General features: G+C 65.1%; 19 protein-coding genes and 1 pseudogene. 7 read left to right on the top strand and 13 right to left on the bottom strand.

Going from position 1 to position 20,232, the window contains the following annotated elements; genetic code table 11:
- Nucleotides 1-16: 16 nt before the first annotated feature.
- Complete coding sequence (locus DOM54_RS08520) at nt 17-706, bottom strand: beta-ketoacyl synthase chain length factor (protein ID WP_110715933.1); 690 nt, start codon at nt 704-706, stop codon at nt 17-19.
- A gap of 610 nt (nt 707-1,316) precedes the next feature.
- Here DOM54_RS08520 and DOM54_RS20605 point away from each other — a divergent pair.
- Nucleotides 1,317-1,472, top strand: a pseudogene (locus DOM54_RS20605) (hypervirulence associated TUDOR domain-containing protein); the annotation flags it as partial.
- A gap of 229 nt (nt 1,473-1,701) precedes the next feature.
- Entirely contained in the window at nt 1,702-2,463 is a 762-nt protein-coding gene (locus tag DOM54_RS08510; protein WP_206019059.1) for a methyltransferase domain-containing protein, read from the top strand.
- Nucleotides 2,464-2,474: 11 nt separating this feature from the next.
- Here DOM54_RS08510 and DOM54_RS08505 read toward each other — a convergent pair whose 3' ends face one another.
- The 4 genes from DOM54_RS08505 to hexR all read right to left on the bottom strand — a co-directional run bounded on the left by DOM54_RS08505 (nt 2,475) and on the right by hexR (nt 6,505).
- Nucleotides 2,475-3,971, bottom strand: coding sequence for a PhnE/PtxC family ABC transporter permease (locus tag DOM54_RS08505; protein WP_110715932.1), 1,497 nt, complete (start codon nt 3,969-3,971; stop codon nt 2,475-2,477).
- Entirely contained in the window at nt 3,968-4,666 is a 699-nt protein-coding gene (locus tag DOM54_RS08500) for an ATP-binding cassette domain-containing protein (protein ID WP_110715931.1), read from the bottom strand. The genes DOM54_RS08505 and DOM54_RS08500 overlap by 4 nt, the downstream gene beginning before the upstream one ends.
- Nucleotides 4,667-4,671: 5 nt before the next feature.
- On the bottom strand, nt 4,672-5,526 hold the full coding sequence (locus DOM54_RS08495) for a putative selenate ABC transporter substrate-binding protein (protein WP_110715930.1): 855 nt from the start codon (nt 5,524-5,526) through the stop codon (nt 4,672-4,674).
- Nucleotides 5,527-5,644: 118 nt separating this feature from the next.
- Nucleotides 5,645-6,505, bottom strand: a complete 861-nt coding sequence (gene hexR, locus DOM54_RS08490; protein ID WP_110707670.1) for a transcriptional regulator HexR — start codon at nt 6,503-6,505, stop codon at nt 5,645-5,647.
- A gap of 235 nt (nt 6,506-6,740) precedes the next feature.
- Here hexR and zwf point away from each other — a divergent pair, with 235 nt between their 5' ends.
- The 4 genes from zwf (at nt 6,741) to DOM54_RS08470 (ending at nt 10,873) form a co-directional block, all read left to right on the top strand.
- Nucleotides 6,741-8,225 (top strand): glucose-6-phosphate dehydrogenase, encoded by a 1,485-nt coding sequence (gene zwf / locus DOM54_RS08485; protein ID WP_110715929.1) that lies wholly within the window; start codon nt 6,741-6,743, stop codon nt 8,223-8,225.
- On the top strand, nt 8,212-8,886 hold the full coding sequence (pgl, locus tag DOM54_RS08480; RefSeq protein WP_110715928.1) for a 6-phosphogluconolactonase: 675 nt from the start codon (nt 8,212-8,214) through the stop codon (nt 8,884-8,886). Before zwf ends, pgl begins: the two co-directional genes overlap by 14 nt.
- 65 nt (nt 8,887-8,951) lie before the next feature.
- Complete coding sequence (locus DOM54_RS08475) at nt 8,952-9,614, top strand: bifunctional 4-hydroxy-2-oxoglutarate aldolase/2-dehydro-3-deoxy-phosphogluconate aldolase (protein ID WP_110715927.1); 663 nt, start codon at nt 8,952-8,954, stop codon at nt 9,612-9,614.
- 497 nt (nt 9,615-10,111) lie between these two features.
- Nucleotides 10,112-10,873 carry a 3-hydroxybutyrate dehydrogenase gene (locus DOM54_RS08470; RefSeq protein ID WP_110715926.1) on the top strand — a complete coding sequence of 254 codons (762 nt, stop codon included), beginning with the start codon at nt 10,112-10,114 and terminating at the stop codon, nt 10,871-10,873.
- A 62-nt stretch (nt 10,874-10,935) separates the two neighbouring features.
- Here DOM54_RS08470 and DOM54_RS08465 read toward each other — a convergent pair whose 3' ends face one another.
- The 3 genes from DOM54_RS08465 to DOM54_RS08455 are packed head-to-tail and all read right to left on the bottom strand — an operon-like array spanning nt 10,936 to nt 13,523.
- Complete coding sequence (locus DOM54_RS08465; RefSeq protein ID WP_110716078.1) at nt 10,936-12,111, bottom strand: acetyl-CoA C-acetyltransferase; 1,176 nt, start codon at nt 12,109-12,111, stop codon at nt 10,936-10,938.
- 16 nt (nt 12,112-12,127) lie between these two features.
- Nucleotides 12,128-12,775 carry a CoA transferase subunit B gene (locus DOM54_RS08460; protein WP_110715925.1) on the bottom strand — a complete coding sequence of 216 codons (648 nt, stop codon included), beginning with the start codon at nt 12,773-12,775 and terminating at the stop codon, nt 12,128-12,130.
- Nucleotide 12,776: 1 nt separating this feature from the next.
- On the bottom strand, nt 12,777-13,523 hold the full coding sequence (locus tag DOM54_RS08455) for a CoA transferase subunit A (protein WP_110715924.1): 747 nt from the start codon (nt 13,521-13,523) through the stop codon (nt 12,777-12,779).
- Nucleotides 13,524-13,633: 110 nt separating this feature from the next.
- Between DOM54_RS08455 and DOM54_RS08450 the strand changes: the two genes are divergently transcribed.
- A complete protein-coding gene (locus DOM54_RS08450) occupies nt 13,634-14,530 on the top strand; it encodes a LysR family transcriptional regulator (protein WP_110715923.1) in 897 nt (298 codons plus the stop codon).
- Here the strand turns inward: DOM54_RS08450 and DOM54_RS08445 are convergent.
- From DOM54_RS08445 to edd, 5 genes are all read right to left on the bottom strand, one after another.
- A complete protein-coding gene (locus tag DOM54_RS08445) occupies nt 14,504-15,472 on the bottom strand; it encodes a carbohydrate kinase family protein (RefSeq protein WP_110715922.1) in 969 nt (322 codons plus the stop codon). The genes DOM54_RS08450 and DOM54_RS08445 overlap by 27 nt on opposite strands.
- Nucleotides 15,473-15,535: 63 nt before the next feature.
- On the bottom strand, nt 15,536-16,411 hold the full coding sequence (locus DOM54_RS08440) for an aldo/keto reductase (RefSeq protein WP_240613825.1): 876 nt from the start codon (nt 16,409-16,411) through the stop codon (nt 15,536-15,538).
- Entirely contained in the window at nt 16,408-17,316 is a 909-nt protein-coding gene (locus tag DOM54_RS08435) for a D-hexose-6-phosphate mutarotase (RefSeq protein WP_110715921.1), read from the bottom strand. Before DOM54_RS08435 ends, DOM54_RS08440 begins: the two co-directional genes overlap by 4 nt.
- Entirely contained in the window at nt 17,313-18,272 is a 960-nt protein-coding gene (gene glk, locus DOM54_RS08430; RefSeq protein WP_110715920.1) for a glucokinase, read from the bottom strand. Before glk ends, DOM54_RS08435 begins: the two co-directional genes overlap by 4 nt.
- The gene (gene edd / locus DOM54_RS08425; RefSeq protein WP_110715919.1) at nt 18,269-20,119 is read right to left on the bottom strand and encodes a phosphogluconate dehydratase; all 1,851 of its coding nucleotides are present in this window, start codon (nt 20,117-20,119) and stop codon (nt 18,269-18,271) included. Before edd ends, glk begins: the two co-directional genes overlap by 4 nt.
- Nucleotides 20,120-20,232 lie beyond the last annotated feature (113 nt).

Below are 20,232 nucleotides of genomic sequence, written 5' to 3'. Positions count from 1 at the left end.
TGTCGCGGGGGGCGGATCATGACCGAACCGGCTCGAGTTGCCAACCGCGTCGGCTGATGGGGCACGCGATTCGTCGGCGATTGCCCATCAGCCAGTCGATGATGTCCAGGGGCTGCAAGGGGGAGTCGCCTGCCGGATTCATCGTCTCGACCAGGCGCTGGGCGTCTCCAACTGGCTGGCTGCCGACCTGAAGGGTGACGGCAGCGGAGAGCGACGCGGGGGCGTACGCGGCGAATCGCTGGGGAACGGGCTGGTCGCTGAAGACGAGCAGCAGGCTCGACTGGCCATCGGCGAGGTAGCCGTGGGCCTCCGCGATCAGTGCTGCCCACTCGCTGCCGCTGGCAGCTATCGCCTGCTGGCTGCACCGGTTGCCACTGGCGATGGAGTAGACGCCGGCCGTAGCGTTGTGAACCGACAGGCCAAACCGCGCCGGGGAAAGGGGGTCGCCTTCATTGAGGCCGTACAGCATTTCCAGCGTGCGCTCACCATCGCCATGGCGCGAGGCGTGCAGCACGATGCGGTTCGTCTCGGGGTCCAGCGCGGCGAGCATGTCGCAGACGGCTCGCCCGATCAGGTTGAGGCGACGACGTAGCATCGCGGGAACGGCCTTGCCGGCAGGTTTGTCCTGGGTATCGAGTCGAGACTCCCCGTCGGCCTCGCGGTGAGGCGTCCAGGCTCGCCAATCCTGTAGGTAAAGATCCGTCATGACGTTCTTCTAACGGTCCGTATCGTAACAATTCTACGCATCATAACGGAAAACCGGGCCTGCGCAGTGCAAGCTTTGTGGATTCCGAGGAGGGTGGTCGCCATCCCGGTGGGAGCGTCGAAGCGCCGAACCGGAGTCCGGCGCACCCTCGGGAGGACGATCCCTCAGGCTCGACAAGCCTACCGCCGCGCTCTGATGAAAGACTTGATGCAGGTTAAGTCTCGACGTGTGCGGGAGGTAAAAAGCGCGCCGCGTTAACCTGGCCGCTATCGGAAGCGCCTGCCTCGATCATGATGTTCCGGGGTTTACCGGGTAGCGCTTCGACTCGATTGCGGGATCGACGAATCATCCGGGAACTTCGCCATTGCCTTCCTTGGTCTCGCCGTCCGGCAATCCTGGCCGGACGGCGATCATAGGAGCACTCCATGCCGGGGTGGCCTCAACAATCCCTGCTGATTCCATGTCGGCTATCCATGCCGACAAACGGAGATTGGCATAAACCTAAATCTTGTACAAGAGTTGTATTTTATGCGGACTCAGGGAGGTTCCCCTGTCGGATTTCAGGTGACGCGAGTGTGTGAAATTGACGTAGGACCGCCACTGGGCCAGAGGGCAGGTGACGGGGAAATGTCGTGAATCGGTGACACGCGGGCCCCTGGGCGGCAAGGTAGCCCACAAGGCAAGTGAGCGGAATCCGGCATATCCGATCAAGCAGGAAGACGGCAGTCGGATATTGAACCTTCACAGCGAAATCGAGAAGGGCTGAGCCAAGAGTTGGACGTGACGTTGGACGAATTTTGACAACTTGCCATGATTCGAGGATCGAGACCTTTCGCACCGAACCCCTGAAGGGCGATATCATCCTCTGCCGCGCCCACGTCCGCGCCGGGAAACCCGTGTCGAGGGGTAATCGCAGTGTCCTGTGCCAGACTCGATCGCCAGGATGGGGGCGTGCGCTCGCGCCATGAGCATCCCGCTCGGTCGTGGAAGAAGAGGTGAGTGAGAAGATGTTGTCTTTCGATGCGCTCGTGACAGAGGCGGAGGCTGCCGACACTGCGGGCTGGGGCTTTGAATGGTTGAGTGGGCGTGCGAGCGAGGAGCGTCCACCGTGGGGATACGCTGGGATGATGGCCCTGCGGCTGGCGGCGGTTCGCTCTGCGCTGGATCTCGATACCGGAGGTGGCGAGGTGCTGGACGAGGCGAAAGTCTTGCCGCCGGTCATGGTCGCCACCGAATCCTGGCGCCCCAACGCGCTGAAAGCACATGCCCGCCTTGCCAGGCGTGGGGTTCAAGTGGTGGAGGTCTCGGACGAGGCTGGATTGCCATTTCGTGATGGGGTGTTCGAGTTGGTGACATCGCGTCATCCGGTGGCCCCGAAGTGGGAGGAAATCTATCGGGTGCTCCGGCCTGGCGGATACTACTTTGCCCAACACGTTGGCCCGGCGTCCGCTTTCGAACTCATCGAATATTTTCTGGGTCCCCTCCCGCTCGAGCGACGCAAGCGGGATCCTGGGCAGGAGGCGAGGAGTGCCGAGGCGGCGGGTTTGACCGTGACCGATCTGCGCACGGCGCGCTGCCGCATGGTATTTCACGACGTGGGCGCGGTCATCTGGATCCTGCGGAAATGCGTCTGGTGGGTGCCGGATTTCTCCGTGAGCCGATACAGGCATCTCTTGCGCCAGCTGGACTCGGATATGCGCCAAGGCAAACCCTTCGTGGCGCATTCCACGCGTCACCTGATCGAAGCTCGTCGTTGAGCCTGGATAGACTAGCGGCTACACGGATCGTCCAGCGGCACCTCGCGAGGCCGGAAGCGGCGGGAGATGGCGTCGATGGCGATGTTGAGCGCGGCGGTGACCAGCAGCAGGAAAAAGGCCTGATCGAACATCAGGTACTGAAAGGCGGAGTCGATGTAGAAACCCTGGGTCGCGACGCCCAGCATCCCGAGCAAGGCGGTCTCCCGCATGATGACCTCCGCGCGGTAGCAGACCAGTGCCAGCAAATTGGGGTAGAGGCGGGGCAGCAGTTCGTAGGCGTAACGCCCGGATGCCGGCAGGTTGGGCATGCCAAGGGTCAGGCCGTCGGCGTGGCGCGCGACCAGGAACGCGATCAGGGCTCCGTTGTGCAGGGCGAGTGCCAGCCATGCCGGCAGCATCGATGGCCCCAGCATCAGCAGCAGGATAAAGGCCAGCATCAGTTCCGGCGTCGAACGCATGACGACCAGCAACATCCGACCGCCGAATCCCTGCCAGGGACGACCGAAATGTCGGCTGGCCAGCGGCCACAGCGCCAGCGCCAGTAGCAGGCTGCCGACGGTGCCCATGAGCGCCAGCAGCAGCGTGTTGCCGATCGCTGGCAGCAGTTCAGGTAGCCCGGCCAGCCAGGCGCCCAGCCCCGGCAGGTTTCCCTCCAGCAACGGAGACGGCCACAGGTCGTGGCTGACGAAACGCCACAGCAGCTCGCCATCCACATCCGGCCACGGGCCGAGGAAGAACAAGGCGCCGACCAGCAGTGGCACCAGCAGGCGGCGATGCCCCCACCAGTGCAAGGTGGCGACGAGCGCGTAGAAGATCCAGAGTAGCGCGCCAGCCTCGCCGAACCGTCCCTCGCGGAAGGCGCTCTCCAGATAGAACCCGAGCGTCGGCAGGCCGACGAAACCGAGCAGCACGCTGGCGCGCATGGCGCACTCGAACCGGTAGCGGGTGTAGCTGGCGAGTCGCTCCCAGACCAGCGGGAGTTCGGCATAGAGGAAGCGCGACAACCGATCGACCCCGCTGGGCAGGGCGTCACCCGGCGCTCTAGGCGTAAGCTCCAGAATCTCCGCGTAGACCTTGGCGAAGATGCCGGCATAGGGAATGGCCAGCGCGGCAAGAGCGGTGACCGCAGACAGGCCGAAGACCTGGAGAAACAGCAGTGCCCAGAACAGCTCGTGAATGGCGCGAACGAACGCGCAGAAGCTCCGCACCAGTCTCGAGCGATGAAACAGCAGCGCCAGCGGGAAGCCGAGTATCGCGCCGATGAAGGTGCCCCACAGTGCAACACTGACGGTCAGGGCGATGGCGCGCAGCGGGCTCTCCAGCGACATGAAATCGGGCCAGGCGAAACCCACGGCCATCCGCCACAGCTCGCCCCACGGGTCGACCGCAATGATCCGCAGGTCGGCGAGGGGCAGCAGTAGCAGGCACAGGAGTATCAGCGCCAGCGAGCGACGCGCCAGCGTCAGGCCGGGGCTGCGTCCCCGCAGCAGGCCGGGGGCTGGCGTCATGTCGATGCGGCGACTCCGGCCTCGTGGTGCGGTGGCCCGGCATCCGGGTAGAGGGCGTCGAGGCGCGCCAGTGTCAGCTCGCGGGTGGGGGCATCCAGCACCACCTGACCGTCCCGCAGCCCAATGACTCGATCGAAGTGATCGAGCGCCAGCCGGTGCTGATGCAGTGCGATGATGCAGGTTGCATGGCGCGCCTGGATACACTCCAGCAGCCGTCGCGCCTGGTGGGGGTCGACGCTGGCCAGCGGCTCGTCACCGAGAAAGACGTTGCGCTGCTGGTACAAGGCCCTGGCGATCGCCACTCGCTGGCGCTGGCCGCCGGAAAGCTGCGCCACCGGGCGTCGAAGCAGGCCTTCCAGGCCCAGCTCACGAACCAGGTGCTCGATCTCCTTCCAGGCCTCGCGCCGGGGCTTCAGAAGATTGATCAGGTTGGTCAGTGCCCCGTGCCGCTCCAGACGTCCCATATAGACGTTGTGATAGACCGCAAGCAGCGGCACCAGGCCGTGACCCTGCGGGCACCAGGCGGCAGCGCTGTCCAGCCGGCGCCGGATCTCGGCCAGCAGCGTGGATTTGCCGGCACCGCTCTGGCCCAGCAGGGCCACGCGCTCGCCGGATTCAAAGGTCAACGACAGACCGGGCAGCACGACTTGCGTTCCGTGGCCCAGGTCGACCCTGTCCAGCTCCAGTAACGACATCGTTGTCAGCGCAGCAGGCCGATGGATTTCCCTACCGCTTCGATCGGGGCGTAATCGTCGTTGCTGGCCGGAATGAAGCCCGAACGAGGAAAGCTCTCCAGCAGGGCCGGGTCGGTCATGTCGAGCAGTGCCTGCTGCACCTTCTGGGTGAATCCCTCGCCGTAACGCTCGTCGGCGTCGCCACGCAGGGTCCATTGGTAGTCCGGGTAGGTCGGTGATTCCCAGATCACTTCGACCTTGCTGGTGTCGACGCGGCCATCCTCGACGGCGGCTTCCCATACGGTGAAGTTCACGGCGCCGATGTCGTAGGTGCCGGACTCGACCAGCGCGATGGTACGGGTGTGGTCGCCGGAGAAACCGACGCGGGAGAAGAGCTGGTCGGGGGCTTCGTCGAAGCGCTGGCGGAGGAAGTGCTCCGGCATCAAGCGGCCCGACGTCGATGTCTTGGCGCCGAAGGTGAACGAGTGCCCGGCGACCGAGTCGGGAAGCTTCTCCTGGTTCGGCTCGATACCGGTTGCGGTGTTGGCGATGAAATAGCTGCGGAATTCCGCGTCCTCCGCGCCCTGGGCGATGGCTTTCGAGCCCGGTACCAGTTGCCGGGCCTGCACGCCCGACAGTCCCCCGAACCACGCCAGCTGCACCTGGTCGTTGCGAAAGGCGGTGACCGCGGCGCCGTAGGAGGTGACGGGAACGTACTCGACCTCGACCCCGAGCTTGTCCGAGAGATAGTCGGCGACCTTGGAGAAGCGCTCGACCAGGCGTGACTGGTCCTCGTCCGGAATGGCGGTGAAGCGGAAGGTGTCGGCGGCATTGGCGGCCGAGCAGACCATTGTCAGGACCAGGGCGAACATCCAGCGCATGAGCAGCGACCTCGGGTGAGTGAGAAGACGCACATGATAACCGCATTGCGGCACCGGGATTAAACCGCCGTGGTCGTAGGAAATGACCGATCCTTCGAGGTCGCAACAGTGGCTGGCGTCATCCCTCCTTCGGCGGGAACTTGGTTGGACGCAGGCTTTCCTTGATGGTCCTGAGGTGTGGCAGGAAGGACTCGCCTCGGCGCAGCGTCACGCCCGTCGCCAGCACGTCGATCAGCGCCATGTGAATCATGCGCGAACTCATCGGCATGTAGACTTCGGTGTCCTCCGGCAGGTCGACCGGGAGGATGTCGGTGCAGACGCTGGCCAGTGGCGATCCGTCGCGAGTGATGCCGATGACCAGGGCACCGCTTTCGCGGGCCACCTGAGCGACCTCGACCAGGTCGCGGGTCCGGCCCGTGTAGGAGATGACGACGATGACGTCGCCGGTGTGCGACGCCGCGGCGATCATCCGCTGCATCAGCACGTCGTTGTAGGCGCCGACCGGCAGATTGAAGCGGAAGAACTTGTTCTGGGCATCGAATGCCGCCGGCGCCGATGCGCCCAGCGCGAAGAAATGAATCTGACGCGCCTGGGAGAGATGGTCGACGACGCGTTCGATGCGCTTGGGATCGACGCCGCGACGGATCTCGTCCAGCGCCGCGATGGTTGCGCCGATGATCTTGTCGGTATAGGCGGCGGCGTCGTCGTCGCTTTCGACGCTGCGGCTGACGTAAGGGGTGCCGCCGGCCAGGCTTTGCGCCAACTGGATCTTGAAGTCCGGGTAGCCCTTGGTCTCGAAATTGCGACAGAAGCGGTTGACCGTGGGTTCGCTCACCGTGGCAGCCTGTGCCAGAGTGGCTATGCTCATGCCAATCGCCGCATTGGGGTCCTGGAGGATGACGTCGGCGACCTTGCGTTCCGAGCGATTCAGGTCGTCGACCCGCGAACGAATGCGGGCGATGAGATCGTGCATTGCCATGGTTGCGGGGCATCTCCTAACGGCGGAATGATGATTGATTCGTCATACAGGCCCTGCATCCTAGCCTCTGGCGACATCAGCGCCAAGCGGCGAGCGTCGAGGTCGCAGGCGCTCGCTGAAGGCTGGGCACGATATAATGGTCTGGCGGAGGTATTTTAGTTACGAAGTTGCATGTCAAAAGCCAGTCGCATGGCGTATTTTATTCGTAAATTAACGACTCTGGTGGAGGGAGGCAATGACTCGAGAGGCAACGCCCAACGTGGATTTGGCTCTGTTCGGTGCGCTCGGCGACCTGGCGCTACGCAAGCTTTACCCGGCGCTCTATCATCTGGATCGCGATGGCCTGTTGGGGGCCGAGACCCGGATTCTGGGGCTGGCCCGGCGTGAGCACGACGCCGACAGTTTCCGCAGCGTGGTGCTGGGAATGCTCAAGAAGCGGGTCAAGGCCAAGGAGCTCGAGCAGACCTGTCTGGACCGGTTCCTGGCTCGGCTCGATTACACCCAACTCGATTTCGACACCGTCGACGGCTACGAGAAGATTCGGGACTGGCACGCCGAGAGCCCGGACTCCCAGTGCCCGCTGACCATCTATCTGGCGGTCCCCGCCAGCATCTACGGGGCGATCTGTGCCAATCTCCAGGAGAGCGGCAGCCTCGATAGCGAGTCGCGGGTCGTGGTCGAGAAGCCGATCGGCTACGATCTCCACTCCTCCCACGAGATCAACGACGCCATCGGCGCGGTCTTCCCCGAGTCGCGGATCTACCGCATGGACCACTACCTGGGCAAGGAGACGGTCCAGAACCTGATCGCACTGCGTTTCGCCAACCCGATGTTCGGCAACCAGTGGAAGCAGAGCCAGATCTCCCACGTCGAGATCACCGTGGCCGAACAGGTCGGTATCGAAGGTCGCTGGGGCTATTTCGACAAGGCTGGCCAACTGCGCGACATGGTTCAAAACCATCTCCTGCAATTGCTGACCATGCTCGCCATGGACCCGCCTGCCAATCTCGATGCGGACGCCATCCGTGACGAGAAGGTCAAGGTGCTCAAGGCGCTCAAGCCGCTGGAGGGCGAGGATCTCAACCGGCACGTGGTCCGTGGGCAGTATGTTGCCGGCACCATGGAAGGCGAGAGCGTCCCGGGGTACCTGGAGGAGGAGGACGCCAACACCTCCAGCACCACCGAAACCTTCGTCGCCATGCGTCTGGAGGTCGCCAACTGGCGCTGGGCCGGCGTGCCGTTCTATCTGCGAACCGGCAAGCGCATGCCGGAAAAGCTGTCGCAGATCGTCATCCACTTCCGCCAGCAGCCGCACTACATCTTCGATCCGGATCAGCGCAACCTTGCCGCCAACAAGCTGGTGATCCGTCTCCAGCCGGAGGAAGGCATCGCGCTGCAGGTGTTGACCAAGGATGGCGGCCTCGACAAGGGCATGCGACTGCGCCCCGGTCCGCTACACCTGGACTTCAACCACGCCTTTCCCAAGGAGCGGATTCCGGATGCCTACGAGCGTCTGCTGCTCGAGGTGATGAAAGGGCAGCAGTACCTGTTCGTCCGTCGCGACGAGGTCGAGTACGCCTGGAAGTGGGTCGATCAGTTGATCGCCGGCTGGGAGAAGCGGGATATCCCGCCGCGTCGCTATCCGGCCGGATCCTGGGGGCCCGTGGCCTCCATTGCGATGATCACGCAGGATGGTCGTTCCTGGTATGAAGATTACTGAGAACGCCCGCGAGCAGATCGGCGCGCAACTGGCCGCCGCCGCCGCCCAGGCATTGACCGAGGACCTGGCCAGCCAGCCGCGCGCGCTGCTGGTCGTCTCCGGCGGTTCCACCCCGCTGCCGTTCCTGCGACGGCTGGCCGAACAGCCGGTGGCGTGGTCGCGGGTCGATGTCACCCTCGCCGACGAGCGCTGGGTGCACGAGGATCACGTCGACAGCAACGCGCGGCTGGTCCGGGAGACGCTGCTGACCGGGCGGGCCGCGGCGGCGACCTTTCACTCGCTGATCACCTCCGATCCTACGCCGGAGCAGGGCGCGGCGACGGTCGCCGCCCGTCTGGCCACGCTACCATGGCCGGCCAGCCTGGTGGTGCTCGGCATGGGCAACGACGGTCACACCGCCTCGCTGTTTCCGGACAGCGGCGAGCTCTCGCTGGCATTGAGCACGGATGACAGCGTCGTGGCCGTGCGGGCGCCCAGCGTCTCGCAGCCTCGCATCACCCTGAGCGCGGCCCGGCTTCATGATGCGCGTCGCCACGCGCTGCATCTGGTCGGCGACGCCAAGAAGGCGGTGCTGGCCCAGGCACTCAGCGGTGACGATGTTCGCGAACTGCCGATCCGTGCCTTCCTGACCTGCCCGCTTACCCTCTACTGGGCGCCCTGACGCGCCGCCCCCGCCCGCCCCCGCCCGCCCGAGGGCCGGGTACCCATCAAAGGAGCCATTCCAATATGCGATCCGAATCACAACTGCCGATTTCCCAGACCGATCGCCTCGATGCGATCTGCCGGTCCACGGCGATCATTCCGGTGCTGGTCATCGAGCGCCTCGAACATGCCGTACCGCTGGCGCAGGCGCTGGTCGACGGCGGGCTCGACGTGCTCGAGATCACCTTGCGCACCGACTGTGCGGTCGACGCCATCAAGCGCATTCGCCAGCAACTGCCCGACGTGACGGTGGGTGCCGGCACGGTACTGAGCATCGATCAATATCGCATCTGCGAGGAGCTCGGTGTCGATTTCGTCGTCACGCCCGGCACGACGCCAGCCCTGTTCGAGCACGGCACTACCAGCAGCATACCGCTGTTGCCCGGTGTGGCCACGGTTTCCGAGGTCGTCACGGGGTGGGAATACGGCTATCGCCGCTTCAAGTTCTTCCCGGCGGAAGCCAACGGTGGCGCCAAGGCGCTCAAATCCTTTGGCGGCCCGTTGCCTGAGGCGCTGTTCTGTCCGACCGGTGGGGTGACGGTGGACAACGCCGGCGACTATCTCGCGCTGCCCAACGTGATGTGCATCGGCGGTTCCTGGATGGCGCCGAAGTCGCTCATCGACCGGGAGGACTGGGCTGGCATCACGCGCCTGACCCGGGAGGCCACGCAGCGCTATCCGCGTTGAGACACGGGGCGGCGCTGATGATCAGGCAGTGTCTGAAAGCTGTCTGCGCTCGCCCACGGCGTTAGAGTCGGCTCGCTGAACGACGTCGAGAACGGCCGTGGGACGCCCCGAAAAGCGAGCGGAGCGAGTCACATGCTCGTTGACACCGCGTAAACTCCGCCTGGGACCCGCGATATCCCGGTCACTCGCGCTTCGCGTAGCTGGAACTGCCCAAATCGTCAATCCCGACGATTTGTCACCGATCCCGCCTTGCGATCCCCAAGGATGTGGGAATTGCGTTGGCCCGTCGGGAACGGGCCTGACTCTGGCCTTCGCTCGTCGACTTTCCAGACAGCGCTTAGCGCCTGGGGCGGCGATTGCCGGTTCGGGCGCGCCTCGACAGCCTGGTGACCTCATGCTGCTCGACTGGCTCAAGGCTTTCGACGGATACCCCTCGTCCTCTGACTGTTCCAGACTGCGTCTTCAGGGAATCCCTCTTCCAAGACAGGAGCGACGGCATGAGTGAACGTTCTCGAGTGGCGGTAGTGACCGGCACGACCAGCGGTATCGGGCGTGCGGTAGTGGAAAATCTTGCGGCCCAGGGCATTCGCGTGATGGCCGTTGACGCCAATCCCGCAGGCAAGGCCGTGGCGGAAGCCGTGGGTGCCACCTTTCTCGAAGCCGATCTCACCGAGGGTGAGCAGTGCGCCCGGGTGATCGATGTGGCGGTAGAACGTCTCGGCGGCGTCGATATCCTCGTCAACAACGCCGGCATCCAGCATGTCGCCGATATCGAGCACTTTCCGCCGGACAAGTGGCGCAAGATCATCGATCTGATGTTGACCGCGCCATTTCTGCTGACCCAGGCCGCGTGGCCGCATATGCGCGAAAAGGCGTGGGGGCGGATCATCAATATCGCCTCCATCCATGCCAACGTGGCATCCCCGGGAAAATCGGCCTATGTCAGCGCCAAGCATGGGCTCATTGGCCTGACACGAACTGCCGCGCTGGAAGGCGGCGAGCATGGCATCACTGCCAATGCGATCTGCCCGGCCTACGTGCGCACGCCGCTGGTGGAGCGCCAGATCGCAGATCAGGCGACGCTCAATCGGATGGATGAGTCGGAGGTCATCGAGAAGATCATGCTGAGTGGGGCCGCCATCAAGCGACTCATCGAGCCGCAGGAAGTCGCCAGCGTCGTGGCCTACCTCGTCTCAGATCAGGCCTCTGCCGTCACCGGTGCGGATTGGGCCATCGACCTGGGGTGGACGGCGCGCTGAGAGGCAGTCGTCGCAAGCGGCCAGGCGCCCCATGGGCACCCGGCCGCGCGTCGAATGGGCGTTCAGTTCCGTTCGATGGCGGTGGCCACCCCCTGGCCACCGCCAATGCAGAGCGTCGCCAAGCCGCGCTTGGCATCGCGACGTTGCATTTCGTGCAGTAGCGTCACCAGAATTCGAGCGCCGGAAGCGCCAATAGGATGGCCCAGCGCGATGGCGCCACCATTGACGTTGACCTTGTCCTGGCTCCACCCCAGATCCTTGGCCACGGCCAGCGTCTGAGCGGCGAATGCCTCATTGGCCTCGATCAGGTCCAGATCGTCGATCGTCCAGCCGGCTCGCCGCAGGCAGCGTCGAGTCGCCGGGACCGGGCCGATACCCATGGTCGCCGGGTCGACGGCGGCGTTGGCGTAGGCGCGGATGGTGGCAAGGACCGGAAGCCCAAGCTTGGCGGCACGGTCTGCACTCATGATCAGCAGGGCAGCGGCGCCATCGTTGAGCGACGACGCATTGCCGGCGGTAACGCTGCCGCTCTTGGAGAAGGCCGGCTTGAGCTTGCCCAGCGACTCGACGGTGACACCGTCGCGCGGCTGCTCGTCACGTTCGATCACGATGGGATCGCCGCGTCGCTGAGGCACGCTGACCGGGGTGATCTCGGCATCGAAGCGGCCGGATTCCCGCGCCGCCGAGGCACGCCGCTGGGATTCCGCGGCGTAGGCGTCCTGATCGTGGCGGGAGATATCCCACTGCTCGGCCACGTTCTCTGCGGTGATGCCCATGTGGTAGTCGTTGAAGGCGTCCCACAGGCCGTCATGAATCATGCTGTCGAGAAGCTCGGCGTGGCCCATGCGCAGTCCGGTACGCGCCTTGGGCAACACGTAGGGCGCCAGGCTCATGCTCTCCATGCCGCCAGCCACGATGGTTTCGGCATCGCCGCAGCGGATCGCCTGGACGGCCAGATGCACGGCCTTGAGGCCTGAGCCGCAGACCTTGTCGACCGTCATCGCTGGCACGTTGTCCGGCAAGCCGGCTTCGATGGAAGCCTGGCGCGCGGTGTTCTGGCCAAGGCCCGCGCGCAGCACATGGCCCATGATCACTTCATCGACGCCGGCGGGGTCGATGCCCTCGAGGACGCGACGGATGGCAGTCGCGCCCAGGGTCACCGCGGGAACGCTGGCAAGCCCCCCCTGGAAGGTGCCGATCGGCGTGCGCGTGGCCGCGACGATGACCACGTCGCGCAGGGTGGTCGCGTTGACATCAGCCATGGGAGGCCTCCCGCTGATCGATCAGCTCGCAGCCGGTGGCGTCGCGAATCTCCTCGATCGTGACATCGGGCGCCAGCTCGACCAGTGCCAGCCCCTTGTCGGTGATGTCCATCACGCCGAGATCGGTGATGATGCGATCTACCACCCCGACTCCGGTCAGTGGCAGATTGCATGCTTCCAGGATCTTGTGCTCGCCCTTGGCGGTATGGCTCATCAATACCACCACGCGCTGCACGCCGGCGACCAGGTCCATGGCGCCACCCATGCCCTTGACCATCTTGCCGGGGATCATCCAGTTGGCGAGGTCTCCCTGCTCGGAGACCTGCATGGCGCCCAGGATCGCCAGATTGATCTTGCCACCGCGGATCATCGCGAACGACTCGGCGTTGTCGAAGTAGCTCGAGCCGGGCAGGGCGGTGACCGTCTGCTTGCCGGCGTTGATCAGGTCGGGGTCGAGGGTTTCCTCGGTAGGGAAAGGGCCGATGCCGAGCAGACCGTTCTCTGACTGCAGCCAGACTTCCATGCCGTCGGGTATGTAGTTCGCCACCAGTGTCGGCTGGCCGATGCCCAGGTTGACGTAGAAGCCGTCCCGAAGCTCGCCGGCGGCGCGTTGCGCCATCTGTTCCTTGTTCCAGGGCATCTCAGTTTCCCTCCCTGAGCGTGCGTTTCTCGATGCGTTTTTCCGGTGTCGGGTTATGCACGATGCGGTGCACGAAGATGCCCGGCAGGTGGATGTCGTCAGGGTCGATGGCGCCGGTCTCGACGATCTCCTCCACCTCGGCCACACAGATCCTGCCGGCCATGGCGGCCAGCGGATTGAAGTTGCGCGCGGTCTTGTTGAAGCGCAGGTTGCCAGCCTTGTCGGCGACCTGGGCCTTGACCAGCGCTACGTCGACCGGCAGGCCGCGCTCCATGACGTAATGCTCGCCGTCGAACTCGCGCACTTCCTTGCCTTCGGCGATCTTGGTGCCGTAGCCGGTCTTGGTGAAGAAGGCCGCGATGCCGGCGCCACCTGCGCGCAGTCGCTCGGCCAGGGTGCCCTGGGGGCAGAACTCCAGCTCGAGTTCGCCGGAGAGGTATTGGCGCTCGAACTCCTTGTTTTCGCCCACGTAGGAGGAGAGCATCTTGCGGATCTGGCGCGACTCGAGCAGCAACCCGAGGCCGAAGCCGTCGACGCCGGCATTGTTGCTGGCCACCGTCAGGTTCTTCTTGCCGGTGTCGCGCAGGGCCGCGATCAGCGATTCGGGGATGCCGCACAGGCCGAAGCCGCCGACGGCCAGGGTCATACCATCCTCGATCAGGTCATCGAGGGCGGCCTGGGCGCTCTCGTAGCATTTTCCGTCGCGCGTCCCGGCGGGGCGCGTCTGGGTACTGGCATGCTGGGTCATGGCGAGCCTCGGTTGTTGTGTCCTGAGTAGACTATGACCGCTCGCCGCGCTGTTATTAAATTTATTTTCGCCGATAATTGTCGAGTTTTTCTCATCAATGAGGCGTTTTGATGACCATCAAGCAACTCCGCGCCTTCCTTGCCGTGGCGCAGACACTGAGTTTCGCGCAGGCCTGCGAGCGGCTGCACGTGACCCAGTCGGCGCTGAGTCTGGCGGTGAAGTCGCTGGAGTCGCAGCTCGGCGGGGCGCTGTTCTCGCGCACCACTCGCCAGGTGCGACTCACCCCCGAAGGCGAGGCGCTGCTGCCGTTGGCGCGTCGGCTGCTGGCCGAGTGGGATGATGCCGAGGATGCCATGAGGCGGCGTTTTCATCTGCAGCAGGGGCATCTGGCGATTGCCGCCATGCCATCCTTTGCCTCGAACTGCCTGCCGCCATTGATCGCAGACTTTCGCCAGCGCTACCCGCGCATCAGCGTCACCATCCACGATGTGATCAATGAGCAGGTGGTGGAGATGGTGCTGGCCCAGCGCGTGGAGTTCGGGATCGCCTTCGAGCCGCCGCGCCAGCCGGCACTTTCATTCACTCCGCTCCATCACGATCGCTTCGTGGCGGCGGTGCCGCCGACATCGCCGCTCGCCGCGCGGGCGTCGACGACCTGGTCGGCGCTGCTGGCATACCCGTTCATCACCCTGCAGCGGCCATCTCAGGTGCGGGTGATGCTGGAGCAGCAGCTGTCGCGGCACGGCATGACGCTACCGGTGGAGTTGGAGAGCCATCAATTGGCCACGGTCGGCCAACTGGTCGGCAAGGGCTTGGGCGTGAGCGCGGTGCCGGCCCTGTGCCGCGCCCAGATGGAGGCGCTTGGCGTGCGCTGTCTGGCGCTTTCCGAGCCGGCGATCGAGCGGCCGGTCGGCGTCGTGAAGCGCGCCGACCAGCAGCTTTCCTCGACCGCGAGCGCTTTTCACGCCCTGATGGAGGATTCAGCTCGGGAGATCGTGGAGGTCTGAGGTGCCCGGCAGCGAGACGAATGCGCCGGGTCGCGTCGCCGCGAAGGCGCCGCAGCGGCAGGCGAAGGCCAGGGCGTCGTTCAGCTTGGTGTCGTCGGCCAGCCAGTCGCCCAGGGTCTCGCAGGCCACCTCGGCTCGGGACAGGGACGCCAGCAGGCCACCGATGAAGGCGTCGCCAGCGGCGGTGGTGTCGACCGCCTGGACGCTGGGAGGCACCGATTGAAGCTGACGGTCCGCCAGATGGGCGGTCACTGGCCCCGGGCCGTCGGTGATCACGATCAGTCGGGCACCCTTGGCCAGCCTGGCGCTGATCCACTCCTCGGCACTGCGATCACCGCGAAGCGCATCCAGTTCTTCGGTGGAGAGCTTGATGAGATGGGCCCGTTCGAGCAACTGTTCGACCAGCGCGATATCGACATTGCCCTGGGGCCACAACATCGCGCGCAGATTGACATCGACGCTGATCAGGCAGCCGCCGCGGCGGGCGATGCTGGCGAGGTCGAGGGTGGTGCGGGCGATGGCGGCATCGGTCAGGCTGTTGCTGCACAGGTGGACCAGGGCCGGTTCGGTGAAAATGCCGGGCGGCAGGTGTTCCCGGCGATAGAGCAGGTCAGCGGCGGGAGGGCGATAGAAATCGAACCGGCGCTCTCCCTGGCCATCGCGGGAGACGAATGCCAGGGCAGTGCGGGCTTCGCGGGTTCGCACCACGTGCTGGGTGTCGACCCCGTAGCGGGTCAGTTCGTCGACCAGGAAGTCGCCGAAACGGTCGTCACCGATCATGCCCAGGAAGAGGCTGGGAATGCCCTGGCGGGCGCAGGCCACGGCGGCATTGGCTGGCGCACCGCCGGCATAGGGCGTGAAGGTCTCGGGACCGCTGTCGTCGCCCAGACGGCTGGACAACATGTCGACGAGGGCTTCGCCGAACGCGATGATGGGGGTCATGGGTTACCGACTCTCTTGTCTAACGGGAATCTGGGATGCGGGCATTGCACACATCGAACGTCATCACGGCACTCGGTGACTGCGTGCTTCCTCGAGCAGCGCGAACCACGTTGGGCGATCGAGTTCGAGATTACCGCTCAGCAGCAAATTGTCGATACGCCTTTCATTCAACGTTCCGGTCACCGGCACCGGTTTGCCGGGTAGCCGCCTCAGCCAGGCGAGCGCCAGTCCCGCCGTGGTCGAGTTGAGCTGCTCCGCGAGGCGCGAGAGCGCGGTACCGAGAACGTCCTCGAAGACCGATCCGCCGCCCAGCGGAGACCAGGCCATGGGCGCCAGGCCGTCGGCCAGAATGGCGTCGTAGAAGCCGTCGAACAGGGCATCCGGATGCGCCAGCGAGAGCTCGAGCTGGTGGACGCCGAGCCGATTGTGCATGGCGGCCTGCAGGCGACGCCACTGCTCCGGGAGGAAGTTGGAGACTCCCACGGCACCGACCTTGCCGGCGGCGATGGCGTCGTCCAGGGCTCGGGCCGTCGCTTCGGTATCCATCAATGGGTCCGGGCGGTGGAGCAGGAAGTGATCGAGCCGGTCGACACCGAGGCGCGAGAGTGAGCCATCGATGACCTGGGTGAGATGGCGTTCGGAGGTATCGTAATGCTTGACCCCGAACGGCGAGGTGTCGCGATGCGGCAGGATGATATTGCCCTTGGTCACCACCCGGACCCTCGACTTGAGCGACGGTCGACGGGACAGTGCCTCGCCGAAGCGCTGCTCGCCCAGGTGGTTGCCGTAGCTGTCGGCGTGATCGAACCAGTGCAGACCCTGATCCACCCGGGCTTCCAGCCAATCCGCGAACTTGTCGACGTCGTCGAACTCGGGCCGTTCGTGGAGGCGCATCATGCCCAGGATGAAGGGCGAGTCGAAAACCAGATCGTCACTCACGTCGATGTCGCCTCCCGCGCGATCGTGGTGGAGAGCAGATGCTGACCGTCCGGTACCAGCCAGACCGGGTCGACCCGCGTGCAGGCGGCCTCGACGCACAGAAAATGCATTCCGGCGGCGGCCGGGGTGTCGCCGGGGAGGTCGTCGCCGGGATGCCAGACCACGGTGGAATCGCTGCCCTGCTTGGTGATCGCGAGCCGGCGCTGCCCGTCATCGAGGATCACCGGACGGTTCGATTGATAGATGCGGTCGAGCGAACCGCGAATACCGAGTTCGCCCTGCTGGTGGTGCTCGGCGAAGTGTTCGAGCTTGTCCAGATAGCGTGCGCCGGCCAGTCCTTCGACACGGCACCGGTGGGTGTCGGCGACGGCGAAGTACGTATGCAGCGCGCCCGTCAGCTTGACCGGGGTGGTGCCGGTGTGGCGCGTCATCAGCTCGACGCTCAGGCGCTGGTCGTTGGCATGCACCACGGCACTGGGAACGAGCTGGTCGTGCAGTCGCTCCTCGGGGGAGAGATGGATCTCGACGCCGCTACCGGAGACGCTGTCGTCGACGGCATCGACCCGCCACGCCGCCGTGCGGGCAGGGCCATGCATGGGCCCCTTGCCATCGGGCGACTCGTCGGCGAACCACGGCCAGCACAGCGGAATCCCGCCGCGGATGGCGCCGGGCATTGGTTGCGGCGTCGGCGTGACCCACAGCCAGCCATCCTCCGTGCCGGGTGCCGGTGGGGCGCCTGCGGCTTCGGGGCCGAAAGGTAGAAAGTGGAGCACCTGGGCGCCCTGCAGCGAGATCGCCAGTTCGCCCCAGGCGGCATTGATCAGCAACAGGCGCCGGCCTTGCCACTCGGCTTCCCGCTGGCCGTCGGTCGCGTCGACCAATTGCCGCAGCGTATCGGGAATCATGTCACCTCCTCGTTGTGCAGGGCTTCCGCCGCCCCCAGCAGCCCGGTCCAGGGCGCGGTCACTACCCAAGTGGGAATGCCGGCATTGTAGGCGCTCAGGCGGCCCTTGTCGGCAAAGGCGCGGCGGAAGTCGCTGCGCGGCAGCCATTCGACGAGGCGCGGCGTGATGCCGCCGCAGAGATAAACACCGCCCAATGCACCGAGGGTGAGGGCGGCATCTCCAGCGCAGGAGCCGAGTATCTTGATGAAGCGCAGCAGCGCCTCGCGGGCGACGCGATCGCCGGCCCGTGCTGCACCGGTCACTTCCGCCGGGGTGTTGTAGCTGGCGGTGACATTGAGCAGGGCGGCGTGGGCGAGATAGAGATCGAGCAGGCCCTGGCCGCAAAGCAGGCGTTCGATCGAGACGCGTCCGTAGCGGGCGCGAAAGTAGTCGAGCAACTGCCGCTCGCGCTGATCGGTGGGGGCGAAGGTGGCGTGACCGCCCTCCGTGGTGAGCGGGATCCAGTGGCGCTGGCTGGGGATCAGTCCGGCCACGCCGAGTCCGGTTCCGGGGCCGATGATAAGGCGGGGGCGGCGGACCTCGGCCTCGCCGTCACCGATCTTGACCAGATCCTTGGTGTCGATATGGGGGATGCCCAGCGCCTGGGCGGTGAAGTCGTTGATGACCTTGAAGTTCGACAACCCCAGTTCGTGAGCGACCGCCTTCTTGGAGAAGGCCCAGTCGTTGTTGGTCATCTTGACCCAGTCCTCGTGGACCGGGCAGGCGAAGGCCAGGCACGCCTCGCGGGGCGCTTCGGCACCGACCTGCTCGAGATAGGCCCGGATGGCTTCGACCAGTCCGGCGTAGCGTGCGCAGGGCAGCGTCTCGATCGATTGAAGCTCGACGCTGCCGGGCATGACCAGCGCAAAGCGCGCGTTGGTTCCGCCAATGTCGCCGATCAGGGCGGGTGTCGTCATGTGTGCCCTCCGGGCAAGTCGGCGGCGTCGAAGCCGCCAAAGGTTGCCGCGCCTTCCTCGGCACCGCCGACCAACTGGCGGAAACCGGCGAACAGTTCGCGGCCCATTCCCTGATGATAGTGGTCCAGGTCGCAGGACGCCGGTTCGCGTTGCGCCCAGGTTGCGGCGTCGACCCGCGCCTCCAGCACGCCATTGTCGGGGTCGAGCAGCACCCGGTCGCCGTCGCGCAGATAGGCGATGGGCCCGGCGTCGACCGCCTCCGGGGTGATGTGGATCGCGGCGGGTACCTTACCAGAGGCACCTGACATTCGCCCATCGGTGACCAGCGCGACCTTGTGCCCGCGATCCTGAAGCACGCCCAGGAAAGGGGTCAACTGATGCAGCTCCGGCATGCCGTTGGCGCGGGGACCCTGAAAGCGCACCACGACGATGACATCGCGATCCAGCTCGCCGCTCTCGAACGCCGCCTTGACCTGAATCTGGTCGTCGAAGATACGCGCCGGCGCCTCGACCCGGCGAAACTCGGGCTTGACCGCGGAAACCTTGATCACGCCACGTCCCAGATTGCCGTCGAGCACGGCTAGCCCGCCGGTGGCCGAGAATGGGCGGGTTATCGGCCGCAGCACCTCTTCATCGAGACTCTGCTGTGTGCCTTCGCGCCAGACCAGCCGATCCCCCTCCAGGAATGGCTCCTGGGTGTAGGCGGTCATGTCGGTGCCGAAGGCGGTGCGCACGTCGGCATGCATCAGGCCCGCCGAGAGCAGTTGTCTTACCAGAAAGCTGACGCCGCCAGCGGCGTGGAAGTGGTTCACGTCGGCCTGACCGTTGGGGTAGATCCGGGTCAGCCCGGGTACGACCGTCGATAGCTCGGCAAAATCGTCCCAGGTGATGGTCAGGCCCACGGAGGCGGCCATCGCCACCAGGTGCAGGGTATGGTTGGTCGATCCACCCGAGGTGAGAAGTCCGACCATGGCGTTGACGATGGCGTGGGCGTCGATCTGTTTGTAGAACGGGTGGTAATCGCCGCCCTGGTCACTATTGCGGATCACCTGCTCGGTGCTGAAACGGGTGATGGCGTCGCGCAGCGGTGTACCGGGGTTGACGAACGAGGTGCCCGGCATGTGCAACCCCATCATCTCGAGCATGAGCTGGTTGGAGTTGGCGGTACCATAGAAGGTGCAGGTGCCAGCGCTATGGTAGGAGTCGGACTCCGCCTCCAGCAGCGCGTCGCGGCCCACCTTGCCCTCGGCGTAGAGCTGGCGGATTCGCGACTTCTCGGCATTGGGCAGCCCGCTCGGCATCGGGCCGGCCGGCACGAACACCGCGGGCAGATGGCCAAAGCGCGCGGCACCAATGAAGAGTCCCGGCACGATCTTGTCACATACACCGAGATAGAGTGCGCCATCGAACATGTTGTGCGACATCGCCACCGCCGTCGACATGGCGATCACATCGCGGGAGAACAGCGATAGCTCCATGCCGGGTTGACCCTGGGTGACGCCGTCGCACATGGCTGGCACGCCGCCGGCGAACTGCGCCGTACTGCCCATGCCGCGAGCGGCCTCCTTGATCAGTTCGGGAAAGTGCTCGAGCGGCTGGTGAGCGGACAGCATGTCGTTGTAGGAAGAGACGATGCCGATATTGGCGCTGTTCATCAGCTTCAGGCTGTTCTTGTCGCCAGCGTTGCAGGCGGCGAAGCCGTGAGCCAGGTTGCCGCAGGAGAGCTCCGCGCGATGGACGCCACGGCGGTGCTGCTGCTGCATCCGCTCTTCATAGAGACGGCGGCGGTCGGCAGAGCGCTCTTCGATGCGCCTCGTTACACGGTCCAGGGTAGGGTCGAGCGTCATGGGGTGCCTCATCGAGCTGTCAGGTTTATTTGGTAAACTTACCAAAAAATACCCCGTATGTTCGTGAATGCGTCTTTGGTATTAGCCTTTTGGGGTAATATTTTTTCATGCGA

The organism is Salinicola acroporae (genome assembly GCF_003206615.1).
GTDB classification, from domain to species: domain Bacteria; phylum Pseudomonadota; class Gammaproteobacteria; order Pseudomonadales; family Halomonadaceae; genus Salinicola; species Salinicola acroporae.
The sequence above is the reverse complement of the archived record's forward strand: the minus strand, read 5'-3'. Positions and strand labels throughout refer to the sequence as shown.

Coding starts and splice junctions, on each gene's coding strand:
- DOM54_RS08520 (WP_110715933.1), bottom strand. CDS start 706: ATGACGGATCTTTACCTACAGGATTGGCGAGCCTGGACGCCTCACCGC.
- DOM54_RS08505 (WP_110715932.1), bottom strand. CDS start 3,971: ATGACGCCAGCCCCCGGCCTGCTGCGGGGACGCAGCCCCGGCCTGACG.
- DOM54_RS08500 (WP_110715931.1), bottom strand. CDS start 4,666: ATGTCGTTACTGGAGCTGGACAGGGTCGACCTGGGCCACGGAACGCAA.
- DOM54_RS08495 (WP_110715930.1), bottom strand. CDS start 5,526: ATGCGCTGGATGTTCGCCCTGGTCCTGACAATGGTCTGCTCGGCCGCC.
- hexR (WP_110707670.1), bottom strand. CDS start 6,505: ATGGCAATGCACGATCTCATCGCCCGCATTCGTTCGCGGGTCGACGAC.
- zwf (WP_110715929.1), top strand. CDS start 6,741: ATGACTCGAGAGGCAACGCCCAACGTGGATTTGGCTCTGTTCGGTGCG.
- pgl (WP_110715928.1), top strand. CDS start 8,212: ATGAAGATTACTGAGAACGCCCGCGAGCAGATCGGCGCGCAACTGGCC.
- DOM54_RS08475 (WP_110715927.1), top strand. CDS start 8,952: ATGCGATCCGAATCACAACTGCCGATTTCCCAGACCGATCGCCTCGAT.
- DOM54_RS08470 (WP_110715926.1), top strand. CDS start 10,112: ATGAGTGAACGTTCTCGAGTGGCGGTAGTGACCGGCACGACCAGCGGT.
- DOM54_RS08460 (WP_110715925.1), bottom strand. CDS start 12,775: ATGCCCTGGAACAAGGAACAGATGGCGCAACGCGCCGCCGGCGAGCTT.
- DOM54_RS08455 (WP_110715924.1), bottom strand. CDS start 13,523: ATGACCCAGCATGCCAGTACCCAGACGCGCCCCGCCGGGACGCGCGAC.
- DOM54_RS08450 (WP_110715923.1), top strand. CDS start 13,634: ATGACCATCAAGCAACTCCGCGCCTTCCTTGCCGTGGCGCAGACACTG.
- DOM54_RS08445 (WP_110715922.1), bottom strand. CDS start 15,472: ATGACCCCCATCATCGCGTTCGGCGAAGCCCTCGTCGACATGTTGTCC.
- DOM54_RS08435 (WP_110715921.1), bottom strand. CDS start 17,316: ATGATTCCCGATACGCTGCGGCAATTGGTCGACGCGACCGACGGCCAG.
- glk (WP_110715920.1), bottom strand. CDS start 18,272: ATGACGACACCCGCCCTGATCGGCGACATTGGCGGAACCAACGCGCGC.
- edd (WP_110715919.1), bottom strand. CDS start 20,119: ATGACGCTCGACCCTACCCTGGACCGTGTAACGAGGCGCATCGAAGAG.